This is a genomic window from Streptomyces sp. 184, assembly GCF_045781775.1.
Taxonomy (GTDB): domain Bacteria; phylum Actinomycetota; class Actinomycetes; order Streptomycetales; family Streptomycetaceae; genus Streptomyces.
The window spans coordinates 5,856,548-5,882,455 of sequence record NZ_CP123230.1; the positions used below are offsets into that span (position 1 = coordinate 5,856,548).

Below are 25,908 nucleotides of genomic sequence, written 5' to 3' on the forward strand. Positions count from 1 at the left end.
GTACCGAAGGACGGTATCAAGTGACTGCATGATGGTCGGCATGCGCGCCGCCCGCCTCATCCACCTGGTCCTGCTGCTCCAGTCCCGCGCCGCCATGACCGGCGCCGAGCTGGCGGAGCGGCTGGAGGTCTCCGAGCGGACGGTCGCCCGCGACGTGCAGGCGCTCGCGGAGGCGGGGGTGCCTGTCTACGCCGACCGCGGGCGGAGCGGCGGCTACCGGCTCGTCGGCGGCTACCGCACCCGGCTCACCGGGCTCGGTCGGACCGAGGCGGAGGCGCTGTTCCTGTCCGGGGTGCCGGGCGCGCTGCGGGACATGGGGCTGGCGGACGCGGCGTCCGCGGCGCGGCTGAAGGTGTCCGCGGCGCTGCTGCCGGAGCTGCGGGATGCCTCGGACAGCGCGGCGCAGCGCTTCCACCTCGACGCGCCGGGGTGGTGGCGCGAGCCGGACGCGCCGGAGCTGCTGCCGGCGGTGGCGGAAGCGGTGTGGGCGGACCGGCGGCTGGCGGTCACGTACCGGCGGCGGCCGGCGGCGGAGGCGGTGGAGCGGGAGCTGGAGCCGTACGGGCTCGTGCTGAAGGCGGGGGTCTGGTACCTGGTGGCGCGGGTGCCGGGGAGCGGGCCCGGGAGCGGACCCGGGAGCGGGCCCGGGGGTGGTGCCGACGGCGGTGCGGGGGCGGGGGGCGCGTACCGGGTGTACCGGGTGGAGCGCTTCGAGCGGGCCGAGCCCGTGGGGGCGGCGGGGGCCGGAGGGGGCGAAACGGCCGGCTCGGGGGGCGCGGTGGGCGCGGTCGGCGCGGGGGGCTTCGAGCGGGACGAGGGCTTCGACCTGCCGGGCTTCTGGGCGGAGCGCGCCGCCGCCTTCGCGCGCTCGATCCTGCGGGACGAGGTGACGCTACGGCTCTCCCCCGAAGGGCTGCGGCGGCTGCCCCACGTCACGGACCGGCCCGCCGCCGACGACGCCGTGGCCGGCGCCGGGGAGCCGGACGACCGGGGCTGGACGGCCGTCCGGCTGCGGGTGGAGTCCCTGGACGTCGCGTACTCCCAGCTCCTGGCCCTCGGCCCGGACGCGGAGCTGCTGGGGCCGCCGGAGCTGCGCGCGCGGTTCGCGGCGGCGGCGGCGAGCGCCGCCCAGCTCTACGGGCGGAGCCGGTAGCCCTCCGGGTCGCCGGGGTCCTCGCCGGCCATCAGGCGCTGGAAGTACGGCCAACTGTCCGGGACGGTGCCGTCGGCGTCCGTGAACCCGTACTCCTTGGCGACCTGCCCGCTGTACAGCGACGCCCCGTTCCACCGCGCCTTGTCCGGGTCCGCCGCCAGCGCCGCCACCGCCCGGCCGACGAGCACGGGCGACTCGGAGAGCGCGAAGTGCTTGTCCTTGGCGACCGCGTCGCGCCAGGTCTCCTCGGTCACCCCGAAGTGGTCGAGCATCTGCTCGGAGCGCAGGAAGCCCGGGGTGAGGGAGAGCGCGGTGGCGCCGGCGTCCTTCAGCTCGTGGCTGAGGTTGAACGCCATCCGGATCGGGGCGTTCTTGGTCAGGTCGTAGAAGAACATCTCGCGGTACGGCTTGTTGGCCTCCGCCGTGCCGTCGGTGATCTCGATCAGCAGCCCGCCGCCGGTGCGCAGCAGCAGCGGCAGCGCGCAGTGGCTGGTGATGATGTGGGTCCTGACCCCCAGTTCCATCATCCGCAGGCCGCGGTCGAGGTCGACCTCCCACATCTTCTTGCCGAACTCGACGAGGTGCTCCCCGCCCCAGATGTCGTTCACCAGCACGTCGAGGCGGCCGTGGTCGCGTTCGATCCGGGCGACCAGGTCCCGTACCCGGTCGGCTTCGAGGTGGTCGACGGGGACCGCGACGCCCTCGCCGCCTGCGGCGGTGACCAGTTCGGCGGTCTCCTCGATGGTCTCGGTGCTGCGGCCGACCTCGCTGACGCGCTGCCGGGTCGTACGGCCGGTGGCGTACACGGTGGCGCCCAGGGCGCCCAACTGCACCGCCATCGCCCGGCCCGCGCCCCGCGTCGCGCCCGCGACCAGGGCGACCTTCCCGCGCAGCGGCATCTCCCCGGCGGCGGCGATCGTGACGGGCTTGTCTCGGTTCTGCTCTTCGCTCATGCGCACACCGTGGCAGCGAAACCGGACATCTTCTGTCTGGTTTTCCGGCGGGTTGCGAAACGGGCTCGGGAGGTTCCGTCCCGGTGCTCCGCGTGCGGGCGCGGGGCGGAGGGCAGATGCTGGACCCGTGATGGAGGAGTCGGAGTTCTGGGAGCTGATCGACGGCACCCGCGAGGCCGCCGGGGGCGACCCCGTGGAGCAGGCCGACCTGCTCGTCGACCGGCTGACGGGGCTGGACCCGGACGCCGTGACCGACTTCGCCTGCCACTTCGAGTCGCGGATGGACCGCGCGTACCGCATGGACCTGTGGGGCGCGGCGTGGGTGCTGCTGGACGGGGTCAGCGACGACGCCTTCGACTCCTTCCGCGGCTGGCTCGTCGGGCAGGGCCGGACCGTCTTCGAGGGCGCGCTGCACGAGCCGGACGACCTCGCCGACCTGCTCGACGACTTCGACGAGGAGGCGGACGGGGACGCGGAGGACCTGGCGTACGCGGCGGGCGAGGCGTACGAGCGGCTGACCGGGCTGAAGCTGCCGGAGCTGGAGCTGCCGGAGGGGCCCGCGGAGCCGCTGGGCGAGGCGATCGACTTCGAGGACGTACGGGTGCTGGCGCGGCGGTACCCGAAGCTGTGGGCGCTGTACCGGGAGGACTGAGGGCGGGCGCCGGCCGGAGGGCGGGAGCGAGGGCGGGGCCGGGAGCGAGGGCGGGGGCCGGGGGCCGGGGCCCGTGCGGGCTCGGCGCGGCGGGGCGTCAGAGGAGCGCGCGCCCCATCAGCACGTCGTCCGCGTACCTGCCGTCCAGCAGGAACTCCTCCGGCAGCACACCCTCCACCGCGAACCCCTCCGACTCGTACAGCCGCCGCGCCGGCGTGTTGTGCCCCAGCACGCGCAGCGTCAGCCGCCGCGCACCGGCCGCGCGGGCGTGCCCCGCGCCCGCCCGCAGCAGCGCCCGTGCGACGCCCGCGCCGCGGGCATCGGGGGCGACGACGAGGCCCTGGATCTGGCGTACGTGCGCGTTGGCCGGCAGCGGCGTCGGCGGGACGACGCAGATGTAGCCGACGACGCGGGCGGGGTCCGCGGGATTTCTGCCGGGCAGCTCGGCGACGAGGTAGTCGTCCGGGTGGTGGCGCTCGTCGAAGAAAGGGGTGCCGGGGCTGGGCGGCGAGGTCACCGCGTGCTGGTACGACCAGGTGGCGACGTCGAGGTCGCGGAGGAGGTCCCCGTCGGTGGCGCTCGCGGGCCGTATGCGCAGCTCGCCGCCGCCGACCGCCCCGCCGTCGTGCACGTCAGTCATTGGCTCACTGTGACACGCGCTGCCGGAGGGCGGCACATGAGGGCAGGATGGGCCCATGCGCATCGCGGTCTCCGGCTCCTCCGGACTCATCGGCTCCGCCCTCGTCGGCTCGCTTCGGACCGACCGGCACGACGTCCTGCGGCTGGTGCGGCGGGAGGCGAGCGCGCCGGACGAGGTGCGGTGGGACCCGGAGAAGGGGTACGTGGACACCGCCCGGCTCGGCGGCTGCGACGCCGTCGTGCACCTGGCGGGCGCCGGCGTCGCCGACCGGCGCTGGACCGAGAACTACAAGCGGGTGCTGCGCGACAGCCGGGTGCTGGGCACCGCGGCCGTCGCCGACGCCGTCGCCTCGCTCGACCGGCCGCCGTCCGTCCTCGTCTGCGGCAGCGCCATCGGCTACTACGGCGACACCGGCGACCAGCGCGTCGACGAGACCGCGCCGCCCGGGCGGGGCTTCCTCGCCGACCTGTGCCAGGAGTGGGAGGGCGCGACGGCCGCCGCGGAGGAGGCCGGGATCCGTACCGTCCACGCCCGGACGGGCCTGGTGGTCTCCCGCAAGGGCGGGGCCTGGGGGCGGCTGTTCCCGATCTTCCGGGCAGGTCTGGGCGGGCGGCTCGGCGACGGGCGGCAGTACTGGAGCTTCATCTCCCTGCACGACCACATCGCGGCGCTGCGCCACCTCGTCGACACGGAGTCCCTGTCCGGGCCGGTGAACCTCACGGCTCCGGAGCCGCTGACGAACCGCGAGGTGACGGCGGCGATGGGGCGGGTGCTGCGCCGGCCGACGCCGTTCCCGGTGCCGGCGGCGGCGCTGCGGGCGGCGCTGGGCGGGTTCGCGGAGGACGTGATCGGGAGCCAGCGGGTGGTGCCGCGCAAGCTGCTCGACTCGGGGTTCGCGTTCGCGTTCCCGGAGATCGAGGACGCGCTGCGGGCGGCGCTGCGGGGGTAGGGCGGGGGCGGGTCGGAGGCCGGGGCGGGGGCCCGCTCTGCGGGTGGGCCGGGGCTTGGTCAGCGGGTGGGCGGGGGCATGGTCGGCGGGTGGGCCGGGGCCTGGTCGGCGGGCCGCTCGGAGCCCGGGGCGGGGCCGGCCGCGCGGTGAGCGCGCCGGGTGTGCGTCCGTGCCCTTGTGGTGCGCACCTGGCCGGCGCCACCATCCGACCTATCGTCATCGGAACGCGTCCGCGCCGGAACGCGGATACGGCCATGCCCAGTTGGGCATCAAACAGGCGTCCAGAGGCATCGAGAGCGCTCGGCCGCGGACGCACAACCCCCGGGAGGCACCCGTGCCCCATGCCGCAGGAAGCACGGACCCCGTCGACGTCGTCGTCGTAGGCGCCGGACTCGCCGGTCTCTCCGCGGCCCAGCACCTGGTCAAGGCGGGCCTCGACGTGACCGTGCTGGAGGCGGACGACCAGGTCGGCGGGCGGATGACCACCGATCACGTCGACGGTTTCCGGCTGGACCGCTCGCTCCAGTTGCTCAACACCTCGTACCCGGAGCTCCGTCGGCTGCCGGGGCTCGCGGGGGTGCCGCTGTGCCCGCTCAACGGGGACGTGGTCGTGTGTGCGGGCGGTCGGCGGCAGAGAATCGGCGGATCGAGGGGCACGGGGGGCGCGTTCACAACGGCGAGCGCCTTCGCCAACGCCGCGCGCGCCCCCCGGGGTGCCGTGATCGACCAGGCGTGGCTCTCCGCGGCGCTGGCCCGGCTGGCCACCGTACCCACCGCGCGGCTGCTGGCCCGGCCGGAACGCCGGGCCGCGGACGCGCTGGCGGCGCGCGGGCTGCCGCCCCGGATAGCGGCGGGCTTCCTGCGGCCACTGCTGGTGGCGCTGCTCAACGACCCGGCGCTGACCACGTCGAGCCGCTCCGCGGACCTGGCGCTGCGGTCGTTCGCGCGCGGGCGGCTGTGCCTGCCGGCGGGCGGGGCGGCGACGGTGCCGCGGCGGCTGGCGGCGGGGCTGCCGCGCGGGACGGTGCGGACGGGGGTGCGCGCGGTGTCGGTGTCGACGACCGCGGTGCAGACGGCGGGACACGGGGTGCTGCGGTGCCGGTCGGTGCTGGTGGCCACGGGCGCGCGGGCGGCGGTGGGGCTGCTGCCGGGGCTGCGGCTGCCGGGGTTCCACCCGGTGACGGTGCTGCACCACAGCGCCCCGGCGGAGTCGCTGCCGGGCGGGGAGCGGGGCGGGGCGGGGACGGTACGCGGCGGGGGTGCGGGGGATCCGGCGGTACGGGGAGCCGGGGACGGGGACGGCTGCGGCCCAGCCCGCAACGGCACGGCGCGCGACGGCGTGACCCGCAACGGAGCAGCCCGCAACGGAGCGTCCCGGAACGGTGCGTCCCGGAACGGAGCGGCTGCTTCCGGTGCGGCGCGCGGCGGCCCGGGCCGGGAGGGGCTGCGGCAGGCGGCGCTGCTGCTGGACGCGGAGGGGGCCCGGGGGCCGGTGTCGCACACGGCGGTGGTCAGCGGCGCGGACACCTCGCGGGCGCCGCGGGGGCGGGCGCTGGTCAGCTCGGTGGTGCTGGGCGAGGACGCGGTGCGGCCGGCGCGGGTGCTGGACAAGTCGGCGCGGCGGCAGTTGAGCGAGCTGTACGGGACGTCGGCGTTCGACTGGGAGCTGGTGGGGGCGCACCACGACCCGGAGGCGATACCGGCGATGCCGGCACCGCACGATCTCCGCCGGCCGGTACGGGTGCTGTGCGGCCTGTACGTATGCGGCGACCACCGCGACACGAGCACCCCCCAGGGCGCCCTGTACTCCGGCCGCCGCGCGGCCCGCGCCCTCCTCCGAGACTTCGGCCTGACCCCGGCCACGGGCACGGCGGTGGTCCCGGCGGCAGCATAGAAGGAACGGTTCTCCACCCGTGGAGCAGCGCTCAAGACCGCAGCCACCGCTTCGGGAGTCTTCTCAGAACTGGGGTGTCACCTGCAAAAAAGCCGACTACAAAGTGTCGGATCTACAAAAGCAGCGTTCCGCAGTTCTCACGTATCTACGGCGGTTCCCGGCCTCATGTGCTCTGAATCCGTTGGGCTGAACACCCTTTTCAGCATAGTCAGCAACCCAGCGAGGCCACCGACAATGAAAGGGAGGTGAGTGCATCGCAAGCTGCGATCCGGCTAACGTTTGCGTGATCAGGCTGGTCCGCCGCGCCGTCGAGCACGTGAGCCAAATCCTACGGATGTGTGCGGTTCGGGCAGCGCAGAACCCGGGGAGCCGGTTGGGAGCGTGAGGGGGTCGATCGGCCCTGCCGGTTGGCCATCGACTGTTTCCATGCCTGGCAGGAACGCGCTGTCCGGGCCCCGTCGAGCGCGCGTGGCACGCTCGGGTACGGGGAGGATACGGCGTCGGGTCAGTTCAGCAACATCGATCAGGGGCGCTACGATGATGCGGTCAAGCAGTTCCGACTGCTGGGGTTCCAGGACCGTTAGGTGTCTGAGCACGGCGAGGATCTCGACGAGTTCCCGGCTCCAGTCATGTTCCCAATTCTCGGGGCGCTCGCGATCGAGTTCGCTGGTGATTTTACCTGCGGCGCGGCTGCTGCGGTAGGTGAGCCAACTGTCGAGCACATTACGGCCACCGGTCGTGTAGTGGCGCATGCGCGGCGTAACACCGGTGAAGATACCGCCCTCAATGACCAGGTGCTCGCGTTCGCCATCGTAGGTGATGGTGGAAGGAAGTATGCCAGGCGAAACTTCACGAGCATACGTTATTTCGGGATGTACACGTCTCCACCAGTTTGTTGTTCCTGCCGGGCGACCGTCGTCCGGGTTGATGCAGTGTGTGCCGAAGGTGGAGGCCCACAAGATGTTGCGCCCCAGGCCGATGGCCTCCTGCCAGAGGCCGCCAACCGCAGTGAGCGGTATTCGCACACCGGGGGAGTTGAGGTCGTCTGCGTACCGCTCAGTGAAGGCGGGGTGGGCGGTAACGGCAGCGATGTAGGCGACCAGGTCCTCGGGGAGGACTTCTTGGCTTCCGTAGGAGTTGGCAAGGTGATGTAAAAGTCCTGGGGTGATGTTGGGGATGCGGTCGGCGTGCAAGAGTGGCAGAACTCGGCCGCCATTTCCCTTGAAGTAGTCATTATCGGGAATGAGGGCGGTGAAGAGCAGCGCAGGCCCGGCCTGTAGACGTTGAGTGTGCTGTTCTACGACGAAGACCTGGCCGTCGATGGCGGCCTGCCACAGCTCGGGCCGGGAGAAGTCGATGACGCGGCCGTCTGGTATAAGCCACTGGCGATCCAGGGCTCGGCGTGCGATGCGTATCGGAGCGGGGCAGGGACCCTGCTCGACACGGAGGAGGGTCGACGGGTGGGGATAACCGGGGATCTGGCTAGCTTCCTTGTCCAACGTGCGGTCGCGGGTCTCTTTGAACAGTTCCTGTTTCATAGATGGATTGCGTTCTTGAATGAGGCGGTTCCAGCGTCGACTGAGAGTGGCCTTTGATGGACTGATCACCCAGTTCCGGTTGGGCTTGATGCCGGGTTTGCACCAGGGCATGAGGTCGGTGAGGGCAGGGAAGGTGTCCCACCCACTGCGGGAAGCAGGCGTGAAAGCGGCAGGCTCGGACAGTCGTGAAGTGCGCCAGCCCGAACCGTTGATGTGCAGGTTGCGAAGTTGTTCTTCCTTGTTCTGGCGGGTGCCAGAGACAGCCGCGTAGTGGACGGGGGCCAGTTCGTCTTGTCGCTTGCCTTGCCGGCGAATGAAGATACCGATCGCTAGCTCTTGTTGGACTCCGGGGAAGAAGCGGCTGTTGAGCGGGGGCCGCTTGTTCTCTGGTGTGAGATCGATGACCCAGCCCTCGGTGCATGTGCGCCGCAGGTAGGAGCGCATCCCCTGGAAACCTGCGCCGCGAATGAATCCGCCGGTGCTGACGAAGCAGACGACGCCGTGACGGTGGTCGTCGTGCTGGTCGAAGACTTTGTGGGTGGCCCAGCGCCAGAAATAGGTGCAAAGACTTTTCAGTTTGTTCTCGTACACGCCCGCCGCACCGCGTAGTCGGAAGTCATCCAGGGGTGGGGCACCTCGTTCTGGTGAGCCGTTCTCGATCCATCCACCTTGGCCCTCTGCCTGCTCGCGGTGGGGCGGGTTGCCGATGACGACAGTGATGCGTTCGTCGCGCTGAATGGTGCTGGCGGCTTCAGCATCATCCCGTAACGGCCCCCATAGGGCGCCGTAGCGGGTGAAGAGGTCGCTTGGTCGCCAAGGGTCTGCGAGGGTATCGGCTAGATGCAGGCGCATGTCGCGCAGCCGGACCCGGGCGTTGAGAGAGCGCAACATCTGCCCGACACGCATCTGGGCGACGGCGAAGGCGCCCATCTGCTTTTCGAAGCCAATCAGTCGGCTTGCGAGTTCTTGTACTGATTCGGCGCGGAAGCCCTCGTTGCCGCCTTCGGATTGCTTTCGGGCGACTAGGTCAATAATACCGGTAAGGAAGGTGCCGGTCCCCATGGCCGGGTCAATAATGGCCACACCGGAGTCGGCGAAGCCGTCCGGGCAGTCCAATGCAGTGATCAACACCTCGTCGACAAGGCGGATCATCTCCTCCACGAGCGGTGCCGGGGTGTAGTAAGTGCCGGAGTCCCTACGAAGATCGGCGTCATACTCTTGCAGAAAGTGTTCGTAGAGGTGGATGTGGAATCCTGGTTCGTCGACCAGGGCGCTACGCCAGTCGATAGCGTCGACAACGCGAACGAGCATGTCGAGGCTATCGCGAAACTCTCCTTCGACTTGGTCGGTGAGGATCTGCAAAGCGCGTCCCATGACGGAATGCTCCGCTCCCAGACGACGTCCGACCTCATGCAGGCTCCTTTCGGCCAGTTGGCCGTCGTGGCCGTCGGCGGTGTCCGAGCTGGCAAGCAGGAGCGCGAAGGTGACGGATTGGGCGTAGCGGTCGGCGAAAGTCGCACGCTTGTCCCGGTCATCGGTGGTGGGGAAGAGATCGAATTCGAGGGTGGAGGCCAGGTCAGTGAAGGGACGCCGGTGGCGTGGGAGGCCAGCTTCGGCGTCGAGTCGGTCATGAACGGCGTCACGCAGGAGGGCGCACAGGGGAGCTACCTGGGCGACCACCTCTCGCATCGATGTCAGCGGGTTGGGCTGCCAGGTGAAGAACGCGGTCAGCATCGCTTCGAAGGCGGCCTCGCTTGCCAAGGGCAGACGCAAGCGGGAGCCAGCGGTGCGCAGATCTCCTTCGAAGTGGATGGTGTCGCCGTATTGTCGACCCGAGCGGTACATGATCCAGGTCTGGCCGTTCGTGTAGATCAGGTTGGGGAGCTTCGCCATGCCCTCCCACTGTCGCCGGTCGCGTTGGTTCAGCCCGCTGGGATGGATCACGCTCTTTTCCGGGCTTTTCAGCTCGACATAGCCGACGATGTTGCGCGGCTGCTTCCCGATCCGTACCGCCAGATCAGGGCGTATTCGGTGCGCGGCTATGGCTACTTCGGCATGCAGGACAGCCTGCCTCCCCAACACGGCCGCCGCGTCGACGAGAAGCGTTTCCACGGCCCGACGTATCGCGGCTTCCTTCTGCCCATGCAGCAACGCTTGCTTACACGTCACACCGAACTCGCTGACGATCCGTCGAAGAATGTCCCTACGCCGCATCCCGCCCCCCGGAGGTCAGCACACTCTTGCCAGTAGCTTCAACTCACGGTAAACGCTCCATCACCCAGCGTCGAGGGTCTTTGAGCACAAAAGATAGTTCTGCAAGCGCAGGGTCCCTCACAACATGCATGGAAGGGCCCCTGACTAGGCGTTTCTCTGCGCTCCCAGGCAGCTCTCGAACCTACGACACCGCTTTAGGAGAGCGGGGCTCCAAACCGGGAGCCCGCTCACTCCAGAGCACCCGCCGCGAGAGCGGTCCGCGCCAGAGCGCCGCTTCACGTCAAGAGCATCCGAACCGCGCCGGGACGGCCGCGCGGCCGTCCCGGCCGGGTCGCAGCGACCGTCCCGCCCCCCGTCTCACACCGCCAGCGCCGCGACCCGCTCCCGGTAGGCCCGCACCGGAGGTGCGTCGCGGTACGGCTCCAGCCGCCGTTCGAAGTCGCGGACGTACTCCGCCGCCCGCGCCGATCGCATCTCCGCGGCCTGCTGCGCCGCCTCCGCGCCCAGCACGCACGCCTGTTCCACCTCGCCCAGCCCCAGCCGGGCCGTCGCCAGCACCAGCCGGCAGAAGACCCGGCTGCGCGCGAACCCCGCCGCCCGCAACTGAAGCGAGCGCTCCGCGTGCTGCGCCGCCGCCCGGTACTGCTGGAGGTCGCGGTGGCAGTGCCCGAACTCGTCCGCGAGCTGCGCCTCGTCGAAGAACCGCGCCCAGTGCGGCGCCTCCTCCCCCGGCCGCGCCGACTCCAGCGCCCGTTCCGCCCGCGCCAGCGACGTCGTGCAGGCCCGCACCTCGCCCAGCAGCCCGTGCCCGCGCGCCTCCGCCGCGTGCAGCAGCGCCTGCACCACCGGCGGCGCGCCGCCGCCCACGCCCTGCTGCGCGACCCGGGTCAGTTGCACCGCCTCCCGGCCGTGCCCCAGGTAGACGGCCTGCCGGCTCATCGTGACCAGCACGTAGCTGCCGTACGCCCGGTCGCCCGAAGCCTGCGCCAGCCGCAGGGCCTGGACGAAGTACCGCTGCGCCAGCCCGTGGGCCGCGATGTCGTACGACGTCCAGCCCGCCAGCCGCGTCAGGTCCGCGGCGGCGGAGAACAGCCGCCGGCCCGTGGCCTCGTTGTACGTGCCCCGCAGCATCGGCTCGACCTCGTGCTCCAGGTACCGCACGAGGGCCTGCCGGGCGTGCCCGCCGCCGTAGGCGTTGTCCAGCGCCCGGAACATCTCGGCGACCGACCGCATCGCCCCGATGTCGCCCTGGGTGACCCGCTGTCCCGGTGCCCGCGCTCCCGGCCCGCCCCAGGCCGGCCCCGGCTCACCGCGCCCACCGGCCACTACGGTCCCGGGTCCGCCCCCGGGCCCCGTACCGGCAGCACCCGCACCGACCGCGACGCCGCCGACACCGCCGACACCGACGCCCACGCCCGGCCCGCGCCCCTGCGCCGGCACCCGCATCGCGCCCGGCTGCCCCGGACCGCCGCCCGGCGACCCGGGCGAACCCGGCGACGGCACCCCGGGCGCCCCCGCCACCCCCGCCCCGCGCTGCGGCTGAAGCTCGCGCGCCACCTTCTCGTCCGGCCTGCCGATCAGCCAATCCCGGCTCGGCACGACGAGACCCGCAGGAGTGAACGCAATCTTCCGCAGCTCGGCCTGACTGCCGGTGTCCTTGCGCCACAGCCCGCTCACGATGTCGATCGCCTCGGTCGGCGTCGCGGCGAACTCAAGTCCGGCGTACACCGGTGCGCACGCGTCGAGCCCGAGGTCCTGCGCGGTCAGCCGGCGGCCGAGCCGCCGGGTGAACACCTCGGCGATCAGCGCCGGAGTCGTGCCGCGCGGCTGCTGGCCGCGTAGCCACCGGGTCACCGACGTCTTGTCGTACCGCAGGTCGAGGCCGTGTTCGAGCCCTAGCTGATCGACTCGGCGCGCGAGCCCCGCGTTGGAGAACCCGGCCTCGGAGATGAGGGCGGCGAGCTGGCGGTTGGGGGGTCGCTGTGAAGGTCGTTCCGTCGTCACCTGTGGGGTCTCCTGCCTGTGCCTCCGGGAACGGCGCGAATGTAGCGGCGAAACAAGCCTTACTCGCCGCTTTCGTCCCAGCTTCATTCGATCGTGTGAGGAGACCTCGGTGCAGGCAGGGAACGTATACCGCCGTAGAGTGGCAGAGGGTCGGCTGGAATACAGCCAGCCGCATATGCCGGACGGCGCACGCGCGCCGGAAGGCGCGAGAGCAGCGCGAACAGCGCGAGGAGGGCACCGTGGGCGAGCTGCGCTTCGTTCACCTTGGGTTCGGCGAGAACGCCGTGGAGTACCTGGAGGCTTGGCAGGAGCAACGGCGCGTGCACGCCGCCCGCTTCGCCGAGGAGATCCCCGACACCTGTCTGCTGCTGGAGCACCCGCCGGTCTACACCGCGGGCCGCCGCACAGCCGAGGACGAGCGCCCGCTCGACGGCACCCCCGTGGTGGACGTGGACCGCGGCGGGAAGATCACCTGGCACGGCCCGGGACAGCTCGTCGGCTATCCGATCCTGAAGCTGCCGCGCCCCGTGGACGTCGTCGCGCACGTCCGCCGGCTGGAGGAGGCCCTGATCCGCGCCTGCGCCGACTTCGGCCTCCGGACGACCCGGATCGAGGGCCGCAGCGGCGTGTGGGTCCTGGGCGACCCGGTCGAGCAGCGCGCCGAGCTGGGCGGGCTGTCGCTGGACTTCGACCCGCGGCTGTCGGACGAGGAGTACGACCCGCGCCTGGCCGGTCCGGAGTACGCGCCCTCCAACGCCGGCCAGCGGCGCGAGGACCGCAAGCTGGCCGCGATCGGCATCCGCGTCGCCAAGGGCGTGACCATGCACGGCTTCTCGCTGAACTGCAACCCGGACAACACCTGGTTCGACCGGATCGTGCCGTGCGGCATCCGCGACGCGGGGGTGGCCTCGCTCGCAGGCGAGCTGGGAAGAGACGTACCGGTGTCGGAGGTTCTCCCCGTCGTGGAGAAGCGACTGCGCGAGGTCCTGGAGACGGCCGAGCCCCTCCCCCGCGCGGTCTGACTCGCCCATTCACTCGCCATTTCAGAGGCGTACGCTGGAGAACGCCGAGGAATCGAAAGCTAGGAGCCCGGACGTGTCCGCTGTCGCACCCGACGGTCGCAAGCTGCTCCGCCTGGAAGTCCGCAACAGCCAGACCCCCATCGAGCGCAAGCCCGAGTGGATCAAGACCCGCGCGAAGATGGGGCCCGAGTACAACGCGCTGCAGAAACTCGTCAAGGACGAGGGCCTGCACACGGTCTGCCAGGAAGCCGGCTGTCCCAACATCTTCGAGTGCTGGGAGGACCGCGAGGCGACCTTCCTCATCGGCGGCGAGCAGTGCACCCGGCGGTGCGACTTCTGCCAGATCGACACGGGCAAGCCCGCCGAGCTGGACCGCGACGAGCCGCGCCGGGTCGCCGAGTCCGTCCAGCGCATGGAGCTGCGGTACGCCACGATCACCGGCGTCGCCCGCGACGACCTGGAGGACGGCGGCGCCTGGCTGTACGCGGAGACGGTGCGCCAGATCCACGGCATCGCCCCGGGCACCGGCGTGGAGCTGCTGATCCCCGACTTCAACGCCGAGCCGGAGCAGCTCGCGGAGGTCTTCTCCGCCCGCCCCGAGGTGCTGGCCCACAACGTCGAGACGGTCCCGCGGATCTTCAAGCGCATCCGCCCCGGCTTCCGCTACGAGCGGTCGCTGGAGGTCCTCACCCGCGCCCGCGAGGCCGGTCTGGTGACGAAGTCGAACCTCATCCTGGGCCTGGGCGAGGAGCGCGAGGAGGTCAGCCAGGCGCTGCGGGACCTGCACGAGGCGGGCTGCGAGCTGATCACCATCACGCAGTACCTGCGGCCGTCGCCGCGGCACCACCCGGTGGAGCGGTGGGTGAAGCCGCACGAGTTCGTGGAGCTTCAGGAGGAGGCCGAGGAGATCGGCTACGCGGGCGTGATGTCCGGCCCGCTGGTGCGGTCCTCGTACCGGGCGGGACGGCTGTACAAGCAGGCCATGGAGAAGCGCGCGCAGCCCGCGGCGTAACGCCGCCGCAACCCGCCGCGTGATGCCGCGGCAACCGGCCGCGCAACGCCGTCGCGGCCGGCCGCGTCACACCCGCGCAGCAGCCGCGGCCCCCTCAAGCGGAGCCGCCGCACGCTCAAGCCCAGCCGTCGCACGGCTGAGGCGCAGCCGCCGCCGGGGCGTGCACCGCCGCACCGTCCCGGCCGTCTTCACCCCGCTTTGACCGCCGGGCCACGCCCTGGTAACACCGTGGGGTGAGTATGGAGCCCGACCGAGCTTTGACCCGACCGCCGAGGGGGGCCGTCGTGCCGTCGTCACCGTCGTCGTTACCGTCCTGGCCGCCACCCAGGCCCACCGTCGCCGGGGTGCTGCGCACCATCGAGGGAGTGCTGCTGCGCGGCGAGCAGCGCACCGCACGGCGTAACGCCTGGGACGCCGTCCTGGAGGACCGCCGCCGGGCCATCGCCCGCCTGGAGTCGGAGTCGGCCGTGGGAAGGGCCGAACCGAGCCTGGGCGGTACGTCCGCTCTGCCCCGATAGCCGCCCCGGCACGAGCCGGCCGGCGCCCCGGCGTCGGCCACGCTCGTGCCCCGGGTGCCGGACCCGGTCTGACCCCGGGCCCGGCTGGCCGTAGAATTCGCCGCATGGCCAGCAGTGAACCCACACCCGAGAGCACGGGGCGTCTGAAGCAGATCGCCCTCACGTACAAGATGACCAAGCGGGCCGACCCCAAGGTCGGTCTGATCGTCGCGGGCGTGGGCATCCTGGTCCTCGGTGCCGCCCTGGGCATCGGCTTCCTCATCGGGCACCCGATCTACCTCGGCATCGTCGGCTTCCTGCTGGCGCTGCTCGGCATGGCGATCATCTTCGGGCGGCGCGCGGAGGCGGCGGCGTTCGGGCAGATGGAGGGCCAGCCGGGCGCCGCGGCGGCGGTGCTGGACAACATGAAGCGCGGCTGGACCGTCACCCCCGCGGTGGCGATGACGCGGCAGCAGGACGTCGTGCACCGGGCCGTGGGCAAGGCGGGCATCGTCCTGGTCGGCGAGGGCAACCCGAACCGGCTGAAGGGCCTGCTGGCGGCCGAGAAGAAGAAGATGAACCGGGTCGTCGCGGATGTGCCCGTCCAGGACCTCGTGGTCGGCAACGACGAGGGCCAGGTGCCGCTGAAGAAGCTGCGGGCCACGCTGGTGAAGATGCCGCGGGTGCTTCAGGGCCCGCAGGTCACGCAGGTCAACGACCGGCTGAAGGCGCTGGGCGACCTGATGAGCAACATGCCGATCCCGAAGGGTCCGATGCCGAAGGGCATGCGGATGCCGAAGGGCGGCGGCAAGCTGCGCTGAGCGCGGCGAGGAATCCCGTACGGGTACGGGGCCGGGGGCGTACGCCGCCTCAGACCCGCCAGCTCAGGCCCCCGCCTCAGACCCGCCGACGCAGAACCGCCGCGGCTCAGAACCGCACCTCGACGGCGCGGGCGACGCGGTCGTGCAGCCCGCGGGTGTCGCGGTCGAAGACGACGGCGGGGATCAGCAGGCAGAGCAGCACGCTGCGCGCGAGGGCGGCGAAGAAGCCGAGCCGTGCGCCGGTCTCGGAGATGACCCGGATGCGCATGATCCGCTTGCCGGGCGTGAAGCCGAGGGTTCCCACCAGCAGCACGGTCATCACGAAGAAGACGACCATGGTCCACAGCCCGACCATCCGGCTGTCGCCGCCGGCGATCAGGCCGTAGGCGATGAGCTGGCACAGCAGCCAGTCGATCACCAGTGCCCCGATGCGCCGCCCGATCGGCGCGACCGAGCCGGGCCCGGTCTCGGGCAGCCCGAGGCGCTCGCCCCGGTAGCCGAAGTCGACGCCCATGTCCTCGGCCGCCGAGCGGGGGCCGGAGAGCCACGATCCGATTGCATGCCGCTTCTCCGCGTTGTCCACGCATCCACGGTACTGCGCGGCGCGCGGACCCCCTCCTCGCCCCCTGCCGGCGGCCCCGGACCGCATACGATTCCGGCCAGCCGGAGGGCCGCCGGGGCCGCGTTCCCGGCCCTGGCCGGGGGCGGTGGTTAACATCGGCGAAACAAACGGGTCATGCCCGAGAAATCCCGGGTGCCTAGGCTCGGGCGAGCATGCCGGCAGGCTGGTAGGCCGCCGGCACACGCACCTCGCACAGGCTCTGAAGGCTTACCCGTCCCCTCGCGGCGGGACATAGGAGGAGTTGGATGTTCCAGAACGCCGACGAGGTCCAGCAGTACATCGCGGACAACGACGTGAAGTTCGTCGACGTGCGTTTCTGCGATCTGCCGGGCGTCATGCAGCACTTCACGGTGCCCGTCGAGGTCTTCGAGCCGGACGGCCAGCTCATGTTCGACGGCTCGTCGATCCGGGGCTTCCAGGCCATCCACGAGTCCGACATGGCGCTCGTGCCGGACCTCTCCACGTCCCGCCTCGACCCGTTCCGCAAGGACAAGACGCTCAACATCAACTTCTTCATCCACGACCCGATCACCGGCGAGCAGTACAGCCGCGACCCGCGGAACGTGGCCAAGAAGGCCGAGGCGTACCTCGCCTCCTCCGGCATCGCCGACACCGCGTACTTCGGCCCGGAGGCGGAGTTCTACGTCTTCGACGACGTCCGCTTCGAGACCAAGGCGAACGCCGGCTACTACCACATCGACTCCGTGGCCGGCGCCTGGAACACCGGCGCCGTCGAGGACGGCGGCAACCGCGGCTACAAGGTCCGCTACAAGGGCGGCTACTTCCCCGCCCCGCCGGTCGACCACTTCGCCGACCTGCGCGCCGAGATCTCCCTCGAACTCGCCGCCTCCGGCCTCAAGGTCGAGCGCCAGCACCACGAGGTGGGCACCGCCGGCCAGGCCGAGATCAACTACAAGTTCAACACGCTGCTGGCCGCCGCCGACGACCTGATGCTCTTCAAGTACATCGTGAAGAACGTCGCCTGGCGCAACGGCAAGACCGCGACCTTCATGCCCAAGCCGATCTTCGGCGACAACGGCTCCGGCATGCACTGTCACCAGTCCCTGTGGACCGGCGGCGAGCCGCTCTTCTACGACGAGCAGGGCTACGCGGGCCTGTCGGACACCGCCCGCTACTACATCGGCGGCATCCTCCGCCACGCCCCGGCGCTGCTGGCCTTCACCAACCCGACGGTGAACTCCTACCACCGCCTGGTCCCCGGCTTCGAGGCCCCGGTCAACCTGGTCTACTCCCAGCGCAACCGCTCCGCCGCGATCCGCATCCCGATCACCGGCGCCAGCGCGAAGGCCAAGCGCATCGAGTTCCGCGCCCCGGACTCCTCCGGCAACCCGTACCTGGCCTTCTCCGCCATGCTGCTGGCGGGCCTCGACGGCATCAAGAACAAGATCGAGCCCGCCGAGCCGGTCGACAAGGACCTCTACGAGCTGGCCCCCGAGGAGCACGCCGCGGTCCCCCAGGTCCCGACGAACCTCCCGGCCGTACTGGAGTCGCTGGAGTCCGACCACGAGTTCCTGCTCCAGGGCGGTGTCTTCACCTCCGACCTGATCGAGACGTGGATCGACTTCAAGCGCACCCAGGAAATCGCCCCGATCCAGCTCCGCCCGCACCCGCACGAGTTCGAGCTGTACTTCGATATCTAAGATCACCGCAGCCCAGAGCCGTCGGCCGTGGCTTCCCCTCGCGGAAGCACACGGCCGACGGCCGTTCCGGGGCGCCGCGCGATGCGGGTTTCACGACCTGTGGGGGACGCTTGAGGTTCCGGCGGCAGCAAAAGTCGCTGAAACCGCCTGCCTGCGCAGGAAGGGACGCAGGTCAGAAAGGGGTGCTCCCCGCATGCGCGGGGATGGTCCTGGCATGCAGTACGGGGGCTGGTCAGGGGGTTGTGGGGTGGGCGTTGCCCCAGTATTCGTGGAGGGCGCTTATGCGGTTGCCCCGTACCTCTACGACTATGAGTTCCCAGTTCCGGTAGGCCGCGGTGTGCTCCGATGCGCCTGCGGAGTCGTACTCGTAGAAGACCCGGTTCCCCGCCGCCGTGGTGCGGCGGCGGGTGCCGTGGACGCGGTTGCCGTTGGTGGCCTGGAACGCCGTCCACTCGGCCACCGTCCGGCGGCCCTCCCGGCCCTCGAACCGGCCCCTGGCCGGGGCCTCCGGGAACCAGAAGCTGAAGTCGTCCGTCAGCATCGCCAGGAACCGCGACCACTCCCCCGTGCTCCAGCCGCGGTCGAAGGCGTCCATCGCCGCGTTCGCCACCCGTAGTACCCGGCCGGGGCCCGCCTGGGACCGTCGTGCCTGGGCAGCCGAGGCCGGGGCCAGGGCGCCCGCCGTGGCCATGCCGGTGAGCAGGGCACCGGTGGCGGTGCCGCGCAGTACGCGGCGGCGGTCGGGGTTCGAGGTCACGTCATCCTCCACGGTCGTCGATCGGGCCGACGGAGTGATCGTTCCTCGTCCGTGCGAAAGCCGGCCGAAAGAGCGCACCGGGGGCCGTGGAGGTCAACGCGCGCCGCTGCCGCGACACGCCGGCCCGGCGCGGGGTTCCGCGCCGGGCCGGTGTGTGTGCGTCCCCCCGGGGGGTGGGGGGGCGTTGGGGTGGGGCCCGGTCCGTCCCCGCCGTTCGGACCGGCCGGAGGCGGTGGTCCGCCGGCCGGTCCCTCCTCCAGTCGCCGGCCGGCGGAGTGCGGCGCCGGGCGTCAGCCGCCCAGTTGGGTGTGGATGATGTCGGCGTACGCTTCCTCGCCCCGCGCGTTGGGGTGCAGCGGCGCGGCCGGGGCGGTGGGGACGTAGCCCTCGACCCACTTGTCGCCCGGCGACTGGCAGGCGTCGTGGCCGCGGCTCGGGGTGAAGACGTCGACGTACTCGGCGCCGTGGGCCGCCGCGCGGTCGGCGATGACGCGGTTCATGTGGTTGACGCTGCCCTGGAGCCAGTCGGCGTCGGCGGCCAGCACGGGCTGGAGCGGCCAGCAGCCGCCGGGCTTGATGTAGTCGCCGTAGCCGGTGACCAGGACGCGGGCCTGCGGGGCGCGGGCGTGGATACCGTCGAGTACGGCGCCGATCTTGGGGCCCATCGCCTCGATGCGCTGCGCGACGGTGTCGACGCCGCCCTCCATGAAGCCGTCCTTGCACAGGTCGGCGGTCGGGTTGAGCTGCATGCAGTCCTGGGCGATGCCGACGAGCCCGGCGTCGTTGCCACCGATCGTCAGCGTGACCAGGGTGGTGTCCGCGCTGAGCGCGTCGAACTGCGGCGGTGCCTCGCCCATGTCGACGCCGAGCAGCGACAGCGACTGCGGCTGCGTCATGTGGTCGGTCTTGGCGCCGCTGCACGTGACGTCGCGCAGTTCCGCCACGCCGAGCCGGTCGGCCAGTTCGTGCGGGTAGTTCTCGGTGGAACGGCCGCAGGCGAGCGGTCCGGTGGGGAGCGGGATGAGCGGGCCGGAGGCCATCGAGTCGCCGAGGGCGACGTAGACCTCGCCGGCCGCGGTCTCGGCACCGCCGGCGGCGGCCGGTGCGGCCGTGGCTCCGACGACGAGACCGGCCGCCGCGGCGGCGCCCAGGGCGCCCTTGAGGATTTTCGGCACCACATTCATCAGCGGCTCCCGGCGGTGGGGGTGGTCGGAAGTTGTGTCGTGCACATGATGCAGACGGGCCGGGCTGCGCTTAACTGGTCAGTAACGCAGACTTCTCCGGGAGCCTTTGTGACGTGTGACAACACTTCGCTGTGCATCGGCGGCAGCCCGGTCGACGCACGGCTGCGGGCCCGGGTGCCCGCGCTCACCCGCCGCGTCGTCGACCGGCTGCTCACCGAGCTGCCCGTCTACGCCAGCCTGCCGCCCGAGGAAGTGGCGGGCGACATCGCCGACATCGTGCAGCGCAGCCTGCGCCTCTTCGCCGACGTGCTCCAGCGCCGCGGCCCGGCGCGCGACGACGAGCTGGTACGGCAACGGGAGTCGGCCGCTCAGCGGGCCGAGGAGGGCGTGCCGCTCGACGCCATCCTCAGCGCGTACCAGATCGGCACCGCCATGGGCTGGGAGGAGATATCCGCCGACGCGCGGCCCTCGGACTTCGCCGACGTACAGGAAGTACTGACGCATCTGTTCGTGCTCCAGCGGCAGTTGGTCGCGGCGGTCAGCGCCGCGTATCTGGAGGCCCGGCAGGTGCTCGACGTCCAGGAGCACGCGCCGCGGCACGCGCTGCTGGCGGCGCTGCTCGCCGGCGAGCCGCTGGAGCAGATCGCCCGCCGCACCGGCCTGCGGCCCGCACCGCGGTACGTCGCCCTCACGCTGCACGTCGCCCCGCACCCCGACGAGCACTCGCCCGGACCCCGGTCGCGGATCGCCGCCCGGCGGAAGATCCGCCGCCTCCAGACCGCGCTGAACGGCTTCGCCGGGGAGCCCGCGCTCACCGCGCTGGACGCCGGGGGCGGCACCGCGCTGCTGCCGGTGGCGGAGCAGCCTGCGTGGTCGGCGCTGTGCGGGCTGATCGACCGTACGGCGTCGGCCGTCGGGGCGGCGGTGACGGCGGCGGCGGCCGGGGCCGCGCCGGACGGGCTGCCGGCGGCGGTGGCGCAGACCGCGGACATCGTGGAGCTGGTTCGCCGTACGGACCGGCCGCCCGGCCTGTACCGGCTGGCCGACGTGCTCCTCGACTACCAGCTCAGCCGCCCCAGCGAAGCCCTCACCGGGCTCGCCGAACTCCTCCGGCCGCTCGACGGCAGGCCGGAGTTGCTGCACACCCTGGAGACGTACCTCGCCCGCGATCTCGACCGGCGCGGCACGGCCGGCGCGCTGCACGTCCACCCCAACACCGTCGACTACCGCATCCGCCGCATCGCCCTGCTCACCGGCCTGACCCCGACGACGCCCGCGGACGCCCGCCGCCTGAGCGCGGCCCTGGTCGCCCGCCGCACGCTGGGGGCCTGACGGCCGGTCGGCGGCCGGTCGGCGGGGGTCGGCGGGGGTCGGCGGGGGTCGGCGGGGGTCGGCGGGGGTCGGCGGGGGTCGGCGGGGGTCGGCGGGGGTCGGCGGGGGTCGGCGGGGGTCGGCGGAGAGGGCATCGTGAGGGTCGGGCGGTGCCGGGACGCTGCCGGCACGAGGGAGTCGGCGCCGACGGCTTGCCGCGGCGGCGACGGGCCGGAGGGCGCGGAAGCGAGCCCGGTCGCCCGCCGCACGCTACGGGACCGAGGGCGGGTCGGCGGTGCGGGCGCCGGGGTGGTGCGCCCGCAGCCCGCGGCGCGGGCCCCCGGGCCGGTCACCGGCTGCCGGAGACGGCCACCTCCGGCGCAGGACCGGGTCGCCCGCCCCCCAAGCCCGTGCCGCAGGCCCCCGCCCCGCAGGCCCCCGCCCCGCCCGTCCCGGTCACGCCGGGGCGTGGGCCGTCACCAGCCACGCCGGGGAGCGCAGCAGTACGCCCGCCGGCGTGACGTGCGGGGTCAGCGCCGCGCGCAGGTCGTCGGTCGCCTTGGCCGCCGTCGCCGCGTCCAGTTCCGCCATCGGCTCGCGCATGTGCGGCCGCTGGAGGACGAAGTCCAGCGCCTCGTCGAGGCCGGCGCCCAGGTTCATCGGCTCGTCCTCGGGCTCCAGGTGCACGTCGGCGAAGCCCGCGCCGCCGAGCACGTCCCGTACGCGGTCGGGGTCGGCCAGGGAGTTGGGGCCCGGCTCGTTCACGCCGCCCGGGGACGGGGGGACGGTGACGTAACGCCCGAGGGCGGCGCGCGGCACGAGCGAGTACTCGCTCTCCTCCGGTGCCCGCCAGCACACGAACGCCAGCCGCCCGCCGGGCCGCAGCGCGCGCCGTACGTTGGCGAACGCCGCGACCGGGTCGGCGAAGAACATCACGCCGTTGCGGCTGATCGCCAGGTCGTACACGCCGGCGGCGAAGTCGTGGACCTGCGCGTCGGCCTGCTCGAAGCTGACGTTGCCGATCGCCTCCTCCGCCGCGCGGGCGCGCGCCTGCGCGAGCATCGCGGCGGACAGGTCGACGCCGTGCGCGGAGCCGTCGGCCGCGAGCGCCGCGGCCACCCGGGTCGTCTGGCCGCAGCCGCAGCCGATGTCGAGCACGCGGTCGCCCGGGCGCACGCCGGCGCCCGCGAAGAGCCGCTCGCTGTAGCGGAACATCGCCGCGTTGTACTTCTCCTCGTACGCGACCCAGTGGTCGCCCGTCGCGCCGTCCCAGTCCAGGGTCCGCGTGCTCTCCGCCACGTCCGCCGCCTCCCGCCGTTTGCCGCACCTGACGGTCACCGTACGCGCCCGGGGTGCCCGCGGGCGACGAACGGCAGCCACCACCACGTACCGCCGCCACCCTGCCGCGGGGCGTCACCGGACGCGGAACACCGGCCCGCGCGCGACGAACGGCAGCGAGCCGCCCGCGGGAATCAGAAAGGCGTGCTCCCTGCGCACCCGCAGCACGTCGCACATCCCGTCCGTGATCACCAGCACCGGCGCCGCGCGCGGGAAGTCGTCCGCCCGCTCCAGCAGGTCCAGGCCCGGCTGGAGCACCGTGCCGCCGCGGCCCCGGACGCGTACCCGGCCGGCGATCTCCGTCGCCGGGAGATAGCCCGCGTCGTACGCCGAGGCGTCGCAGAAGACGACGCGGGCGGCGGGCACGTCGCGGGCCTCGGCGTACGAGGCGATGGCGCCCAGCGCCTTGCCGAGCAGCGTGCGGTTCATGGAGCCGGAGGTGTCCAGGACGACGCCGAAAGTGCAGCGGGCGATCGCCTCGGGCGGGAAGTAGCGGCCCGCGCGCGGGATGCCGGGGGTGGCGGCCTGGCGGCGGGCCGGGCGGGCGAAGGTGCGCACGGGCTCGGCGCGGGGCACGAACTCGTCGAACCAGCGGGCCAGTTGCGCGTCCCACGGCAGCGGCGGCTGCGCGAGCGCGCGGATCTCCTCGACCAGCCCGGCCGGCAGCAGCCCGCGGTCGTGGTCGCGCTCGTGCAGGTCGAGACCGCGCTGGAGCCCGCGGCGGTAGAACTCGTCGAGGTCGACGTACGCCGCGGACGGATCCCGCGGCACCAGCGGCTCACCGAGTACGTCGCCGAGCCCCCGGCCGCGCGGCGTGGCCAGCCGGCGGCGCTGGAGGCGCAGGTCGGCGGCGAGGCGGTCGTAGACCTCCTCGGTGGACAGGCCGGCGAGCCGCGGATCGTGCAGCAGGCCGGGGGGCATCTCGCCGACGCGCATCTCCAGCAGCCAGCCGTTGACGACGTAGTCGGCGGCGATGTTGAAGAGGTACGGGTCGCGGGCGCCGCGGCGCTCGCCGTGGCGCAGGGCGGCGTGGAGCATCTCGTGGCCGAGGATGAAGCGCCACTCGTCGTCGGAGTGGTCCTTGAGCGGGTTGACGTAGATTTCGCCCGCGGCGGCGTCGACGGCGGCGACGGAGATGTCGTGCGCACGGGCGAGTTCGGCGTCGGCGACGATGGTCATGCCCGCGGCGATCCCGCCGAGCAGCGGGTACGAGGAGACGAACCACTCCAGCGCCCGCTCCCACGGCCGCCGTGGCACCCGCTCACCGGTGAGCGAGTCGCGCCGGCCGCCGGCGACCTCCATGGCGGCGGACATCGTACGGGTGAGGGCGTACGCGAAGTCCCGCTGCCAGTCCGGCGGCGCGGTGCCGGCCCAGCCGTCCCAGGGCAGCAGCAGCACGTCGGGCTCGCCGTCGGCGGCGCCGCAGCGCTCGTACTCCGCGGGGATGCCGTCGCGCCGCCAGCGGGCGGCGAGTTCCTCCTCGCTGCCGCCGGGGTAGTGCTCTGGCAGTCCGGCGGGCGGGCGGCCGGTGCCGAAGGTGACGAGGAAGCGGTTGACGACGGCGCAGCGGGCGGCCTGCTCGTACCGGTCGGGCTGGGTGCGCTCGCCGCGGGCGGCGGGGGCGTGGCCGAAGCCGAGGTGCAGCAGGCAGTGGGCCAGCGCCCAGGTCCACTCGGCGGGCTCGGCGCGCCGGGTGGGGTGGGCGTGGACGGTGCCGTGGGAGTCGACCCGGGCCAAGCCGTGGGCGGGGGCGCTCGTGGTGCCGGTGGTGGCCGCGGTGCCGGGGGCGCCGGTGGTGGCCGCGGTGCCGGTGGTGCCCGGGGTGCCCGTGCGCAGGACCCGGGCGCCCAGGGCGCGCAGGGCGGGGTTCTGGAGGGTCTTGGCGAGGCCGGCGGCGAAGGCGCGGGTGGCCGGGTCGTCGCGCTGCTTCGCCTTCGGCCTGCCGCGCCGGCCCGCGCGGTTCGTACGGCTCACCGGCGGGCTTCCACCAGCCGCGGCATGTCGCGGGCCGCCTCGACCAGGAACCAGGCGGGCAGCACCGGCTGCCCGTCCGCGTCCTCGGCGATGACGGTCTGCGCCACCTCGACCGAGATCTCGGCCAGTTGGACGAGGAGCGCCTTGGCGCGGTACGCGGTCTCGCGCACGGCCGGCGAGGCGTGCTCCTTGCGCGCGGGCAGCTCCTTGACGAGCCGGCCGCGGAACGCCTCGGCGAGGTAGTAGAGCAGGTCGCGGTCCTCGGTGCGGCGGGGCCAGGAGGCGTCGCCCCTGAGGATGGCCTCGACGCCGTACCGGTGCCGGACGATCTTGACGTACCCGCAGAAGGAGACCGCGTGGGCGGGCGTGAGGGTGCCGTGCGCGACGGTCTTGAGGGTGTGGTCGTCGAGCGACGGGCCGAAGGAGTGCAGCGCGTCGGAGAGCATGTGCCACGAACGCGGCGTGGAGAAGGGCTCCTCGGTCTTCGGCGGCTTGGACCACAGGTGGCCGGGGCGGTCCGTCAGGTAGTCCGCCACCCACGGGTGGATGCCGTGCTCGCCGGCCCAGACGAGCCAGTCGGTGGCGGACGCCTCCAGGTGGACGTGGGCGAGGCGGTTGACGAGGGCGGAGGCCATGGGGCGGGCGAGGGCGTTGTCGGTGGCGCGGTTGCCGGCGCCGATGACGATGCTGCCCTCGGGCAGCTCGTAGTTGCCGATGCGGCGGTCGAGGATGAGGGAGTAGAACGCCTTCTGCACGTCGGGGGTGGCGGCGTTCAGCTCGTCGAGGAAGAGGCAGTACGCCTCGTCCCGGGCGATCGCCTCCGGCGGGCAGAAGACGCTGCGCCCGGCGCGGATCTGCGGCACGCCGATGAGGTCCTCGGGGGCGAGCTGGGTGCCGATGAGGCTGACGCAGTCGAGGCCGAGGGAGTCGGCGAACTTCCGGACCAGCGAGGACTTGCCGATGCCGGGGGCGCCCCAGAGGAAGACCGGGCGCACGGTGGCGAGGCCGAGCAGCAGCTCGGGGATGCGGGCGGGGGTGACGGTGACGGCTGCCTGCACGCGGCGGGCTCCTGATTCTGGTCGGGGTGCGGCGCGCGCAGGAGGTGTGCGCCGTGTCGGGTGTCCAGTGTGGGCGGTGGACGGGACGCGGCGCAGCCGATTTTCCGGGGTACGGGGTACGGGCGCACGGGCGCGGGGCGTACGGCCCTGGGGTGCTTGCGGGCCGGGCCCCGCGCCCGGGGGCGCGGTCGGGACGCGGTCGGGACGCTGTCGGGACGCGTCAGGCCGCGGTCATGACGCCGTCAGATGAGCGGGAGCAGGCTGCGTACCAGCCGGCAGGTCGTGAGCGAGGGCGGGTGGACGCCGATGCGCTCGGCGGTGTGGTGTATCACTTCGTTGCGGGCGCGCTGCGGGGTGTAGACCCCGGTGTCGAGCAGGGCGATGGCGATGCGCATGGCCTTCAGCATGCGGTTGTGCGCGACATACCACTCACGCGGCATGCCTGCCGGAAGCGGCTTCTTGGGCAGGGGTGTCGGGGCGTACGCCACTGGCATGGGCGACCTCCTCGGCCTCGTCTTGACCCGTTCTCACTCCCTCTATGATACCGCCACCGACTGACAATCCCCCCTGGTCAAAGGTCATTTCGGGATACCAGTTCGAATGCGCAGGGGTGTTCGGGGACCCCGTTCGGCACCACCCGCCACCTTCGGGCAT

Annotated in this window: 21 protein-coding genes; 10 read left to right on the forward strand and 11 right to left on the reverse strand. The window is 72.5% G+C overall.

Features of this window, described 5'->3' with window-relative positions; all coding sequences use genetic code 11:
- The first annotated feature begins 40 nt into the window (after positions 1 to 40).
- The gene (locus QBL21_RS24870; protein ID WP_407564441.1) at positions 41 to 1,153 is read left to right on the forward strand and encodes a helix-turn-helix transcriptional regulator; all 1,113 of its coding nucleotides are present in this window, start codon (positions 41 to 43) and stop codon (positions 1,151 to 1,153) included.
- Here QBL21_RS24870 and QBL21_RS24875 read toward each other — a convergent pair.
- Positions 1,135 to 2,106, reverse strand: coding sequence for an SDR family oxidoreductase (locus QBL21_RS24875; RefSeq protein WP_407564442.1), 972 nt, complete (start codon positions 2,104 to 2,106; stop codon positions 1,135 to 1,137). The two genes, QBL21_RS24870 and QBL21_RS24875, sit on opposite strands and share 19 nt — an antisense overlap.
- Before the next feature lie 130 nt (positions 2,107 to 2,236).
- Here QBL21_RS24875 and QBL21_RS24880 point away from each other — a divergent pair, with 130 nt between their 5' ends.
- Positions 2,237 to 2,758: a DUF4240 domain-containing protein gene (locus QBL21_RS24880; RefSeq protein ID WP_407566552.1), complete on the forward strand. Its 522-nt coding sequence runs from the start codon at positions 2,237 to 2,239 to the stop codon at positions 2,756 to 2,758.
- A gap of 97 nt (positions 2,759 to 2,855) precedes the next feature.
- Here the strand turns inward: QBL21_RS24880 and QBL21_RS24885 are convergent, their stop codons facing one another.
- Complete coding sequence (locus tag QBL21_RS24885; RefSeq protein WP_407564443.1) at positions 2,856 to 3,398, reverse strand: GNAT family N-acetyltransferase; 543 nt, start codon at positions 3,396 to 3,398, stop codon at positions 2,856 to 2,858.
- Positions 3,399 to 3,453: 55 nt separating this feature from the next.
- Between QBL21_RS24885 and QBL21_RS24890 the strand changes: the two genes are divergently transcribed.
- Positions 3,454 to 4,347, forward strand: coding sequence for a TIGR01777 family oxidoreductase (locus tag QBL21_RS24890; protein ID WP_407564444.1), 894 nt, complete (start codon positions 3,454 to 3,456; stop codon positions 4,345 to 4,347).
- A gap of 334 nt (positions 4,348 to 4,681) precedes the next feature.
- Positions 4,682 to 6,241, forward strand: a complete 1,560-nt coding sequence (locus tag QBL21_RS24895; RefSeq protein WP_407564445.1) for an FAD-dependent oxidoreductase — start codon at positions 4,682 to 4,684, stop codon at positions 6,239 to 6,241.
- Positions 6,242 to 6,528: 287 nt separating this feature from the next.
- Here the strand turns inward: QBL21_RS24895 and QBL21_RS24900 are convergent, their stop codons facing one another.
- Together QBL21_RS24900 and QBL21_RS24905 are read right to left on the reverse strand one after the other, a co-directional pair.
- Complete coding sequence (locus QBL21_RS24900; RefSeq protein WP_407564446.1) at positions 6,529 to 9,891, reverse strand: type ISP restriction/modification enzyme; 3,363 nt, start codon at positions 9,889 to 9,891, stop codon at positions 6,529 to 6,531.
- A gap of 459 nt (positions 9,892 to 10,350) precedes the next feature.
- The gene (locus tag QBL21_RS24905; protein WP_407564447.1) at positions 10,351 to 11,997 is read right to left on the reverse strand and encodes a regulator; all 1,647 of its coding nucleotides are present in this window, start codon (positions 11,995 to 11,997) and stop codon (positions 10,351 to 10,353) included.
- Between the two features lie 239 nt (positions 11,998 to 12,236).
- Between QBL21_RS24905 and lipB the strand changes: the two genes are divergently transcribed.
- The 4 genes from lipB (at position 12,237) to QBL21_RS24925 (ending at position 15,349) form a co-directional block, all read left to right on the forward strand.
- Positions 12,237 to 13,019, forward strand: a complete 783-nt coding sequence (gene lipB / locus QBL21_RS24910) for a lipoyl(octanoyl) transferase LipB (RefSeq protein WP_407564448.1) — start codon at positions 12,237 to 12,239, stop codon at positions 13,017 to 13,019.
- A gap of 73 nt (positions 13,020 to 13,092) precedes the next feature.
- Complete coding sequence (gene lipA, locus QBL21_RS24915) at positions 13,093 to 14,031, forward strand: lipoyl synthase (protein WP_407564449.1); 939 nt, start codon at positions 13,093 to 13,095, stop codon at positions 14,029 to 14,031.
- 344 nt (positions 14,032 to 14,375) lie between these two features.
- Positions 14,376 to 14,549, forward strand: coding sequence for a hypothetical protein (locus QBL21_RS24920; protein ID WP_407564450.1), 174 nt, complete (start codon positions 14,376 to 14,378; stop codon positions 14,547 to 14,549).
- A 104-nt stretch (positions 14,550 to 14,653) separates the two neighbouring features.
- On the forward strand, positions 14,654 to 15,349 hold the full coding sequence (locus QBL21_RS24925) for a DUF4191 domain-containing protein (protein WP_407564451.1): 696 nt from the start codon (positions 14,654 to 14,656) through the stop codon (positions 15,347 to 15,349).
- A gap of 106 nt (positions 15,350 to 15,455) precedes the next feature.
- On the opposite strand, the gene QBL21_RS24930 is transcribed toward QBL21_RS24925, so the two are convergent.
- A complete protein-coding gene (locus QBL21_RS24930; RefSeq protein WP_407564452.1) occupies positions 15,456 to 15,932 on the reverse strand; it encodes an RDD family protein in 477 nt (158 codons plus the stop codon).
- 284 nt (positions 15,933 to 16,216) lie between these two features.
- On the opposite strand from QBL21_RS24930, the gene glnA reads away from it, so the two are divergent.
- Positions 16,217 to 17,632 carry a type I glutamate--ammonia ligase gene (gene glnA, locus QBL21_RS24935; RefSeq protein WP_407564453.1) on the forward strand — a complete coding sequence of 472 codons (1,416 nt, stop codon included), beginning with the start codon at positions 16,217 to 16,219 and terminating at the stop codon, positions 17,630 to 17,632.
- Between the two features lie 232 nt (positions 17,633 to 17,864).
- Here the strand turns inward: glnA and QBL21_RS24940 are convergent, their stop codons facing one another.
- Complete coding sequence (locus tag QBL21_RS24940) at positions 17,865 to 18,389, reverse strand: nuclear transport factor 2 family protein (protein ID WP_407564454.1); 525 nt, start codon at positions 18,387 to 18,389, stop codon at positions 17,865 to 17,867.
- Between the two features lie 290 nt (positions 18,390 to 18,679).
- On the reverse strand, positions 18,680 to 19,573 hold the full coding sequence (locus tag QBL21_RS24945; RefSeq protein ID WP_407564455.1) for an SGNH/GDSL hydrolase family protein: 894 nt from the start codon (positions 19,571 to 19,573) through the stop codon (positions 18,680 to 18,682).
- A 108-nt stretch (positions 19,574 to 19,681) separates the two neighbouring features.
- Here QBL21_RS24945 and QBL21_RS24950 point away from each other — a divergent pair, with 108 nt between their 5' ends.
- The gene (locus tag QBL21_RS24950) at positions 19,682 to 20,905 is read left to right on the forward strand and encodes a PucR family transcriptional regulator (protein ID WP_407564456.1); all 1,224 of its coding nucleotides are present in this window, start codon (positions 19,682 to 19,684) and stop codon (positions 20,903 to 20,905) included.
- A 435-nt stretch (positions 20,906 to 21,340) separates the two neighbouring features.
- On the opposite strand, the gene QBL21_RS24955 is transcribed toward QBL21_RS24950, so the two are convergent.
- From QBL21_RS24955 to QBL21_RS24970, 4 genes are all read right to left on the reverse strand, one after another.
- Complete coding sequence (locus QBL21_RS24955) at positions 21,341 to 22,183, reverse strand: class I SAM-dependent methyltransferase (protein WP_407564457.1); 843 nt, start codon at positions 22,181 to 22,183, stop codon at positions 21,341 to 21,343.
- A gap of 114 nt (positions 22,184 to 22,297) precedes the next feature.
- On the reverse strand, positions 22,298 to 24,196 hold the full coding sequence (locus tag QBL21_RS24960) for a DUF2201 family putative metallopeptidase (protein WP_407564458.1): 1,899 nt from the start codon (positions 24,194 to 24,196) through the stop codon (positions 22,298 to 22,300).
- The gene (locus tag QBL21_RS24965) at positions 24,193 to 25,254 is read right to left on the reverse strand and encodes an ATP-binding protein (RefSeq protein ID WP_407564459.1); all 1,062 of its coding nucleotides are present in this window, start codon (positions 25,252 to 25,254) and stop codon (positions 24,193 to 24,195) included. Before QBL21_RS24965 ends, QBL21_RS24960 begins: the two co-directional genes overlap by 4 nt.
- 242 nt (positions 25,255 to 25,496) lie before the next feature.
- A complete protein-coding gene (locus tag QBL21_RS24970; RefSeq protein ID WP_407564460.1) occupies positions 25,497 to 25,748 on the reverse strand; it encodes a hypothetical protein in 252 nt (83 codons plus the stop codon).
- Positions 25,749 to 25,908 lie beyond the last annotated feature (160 nt).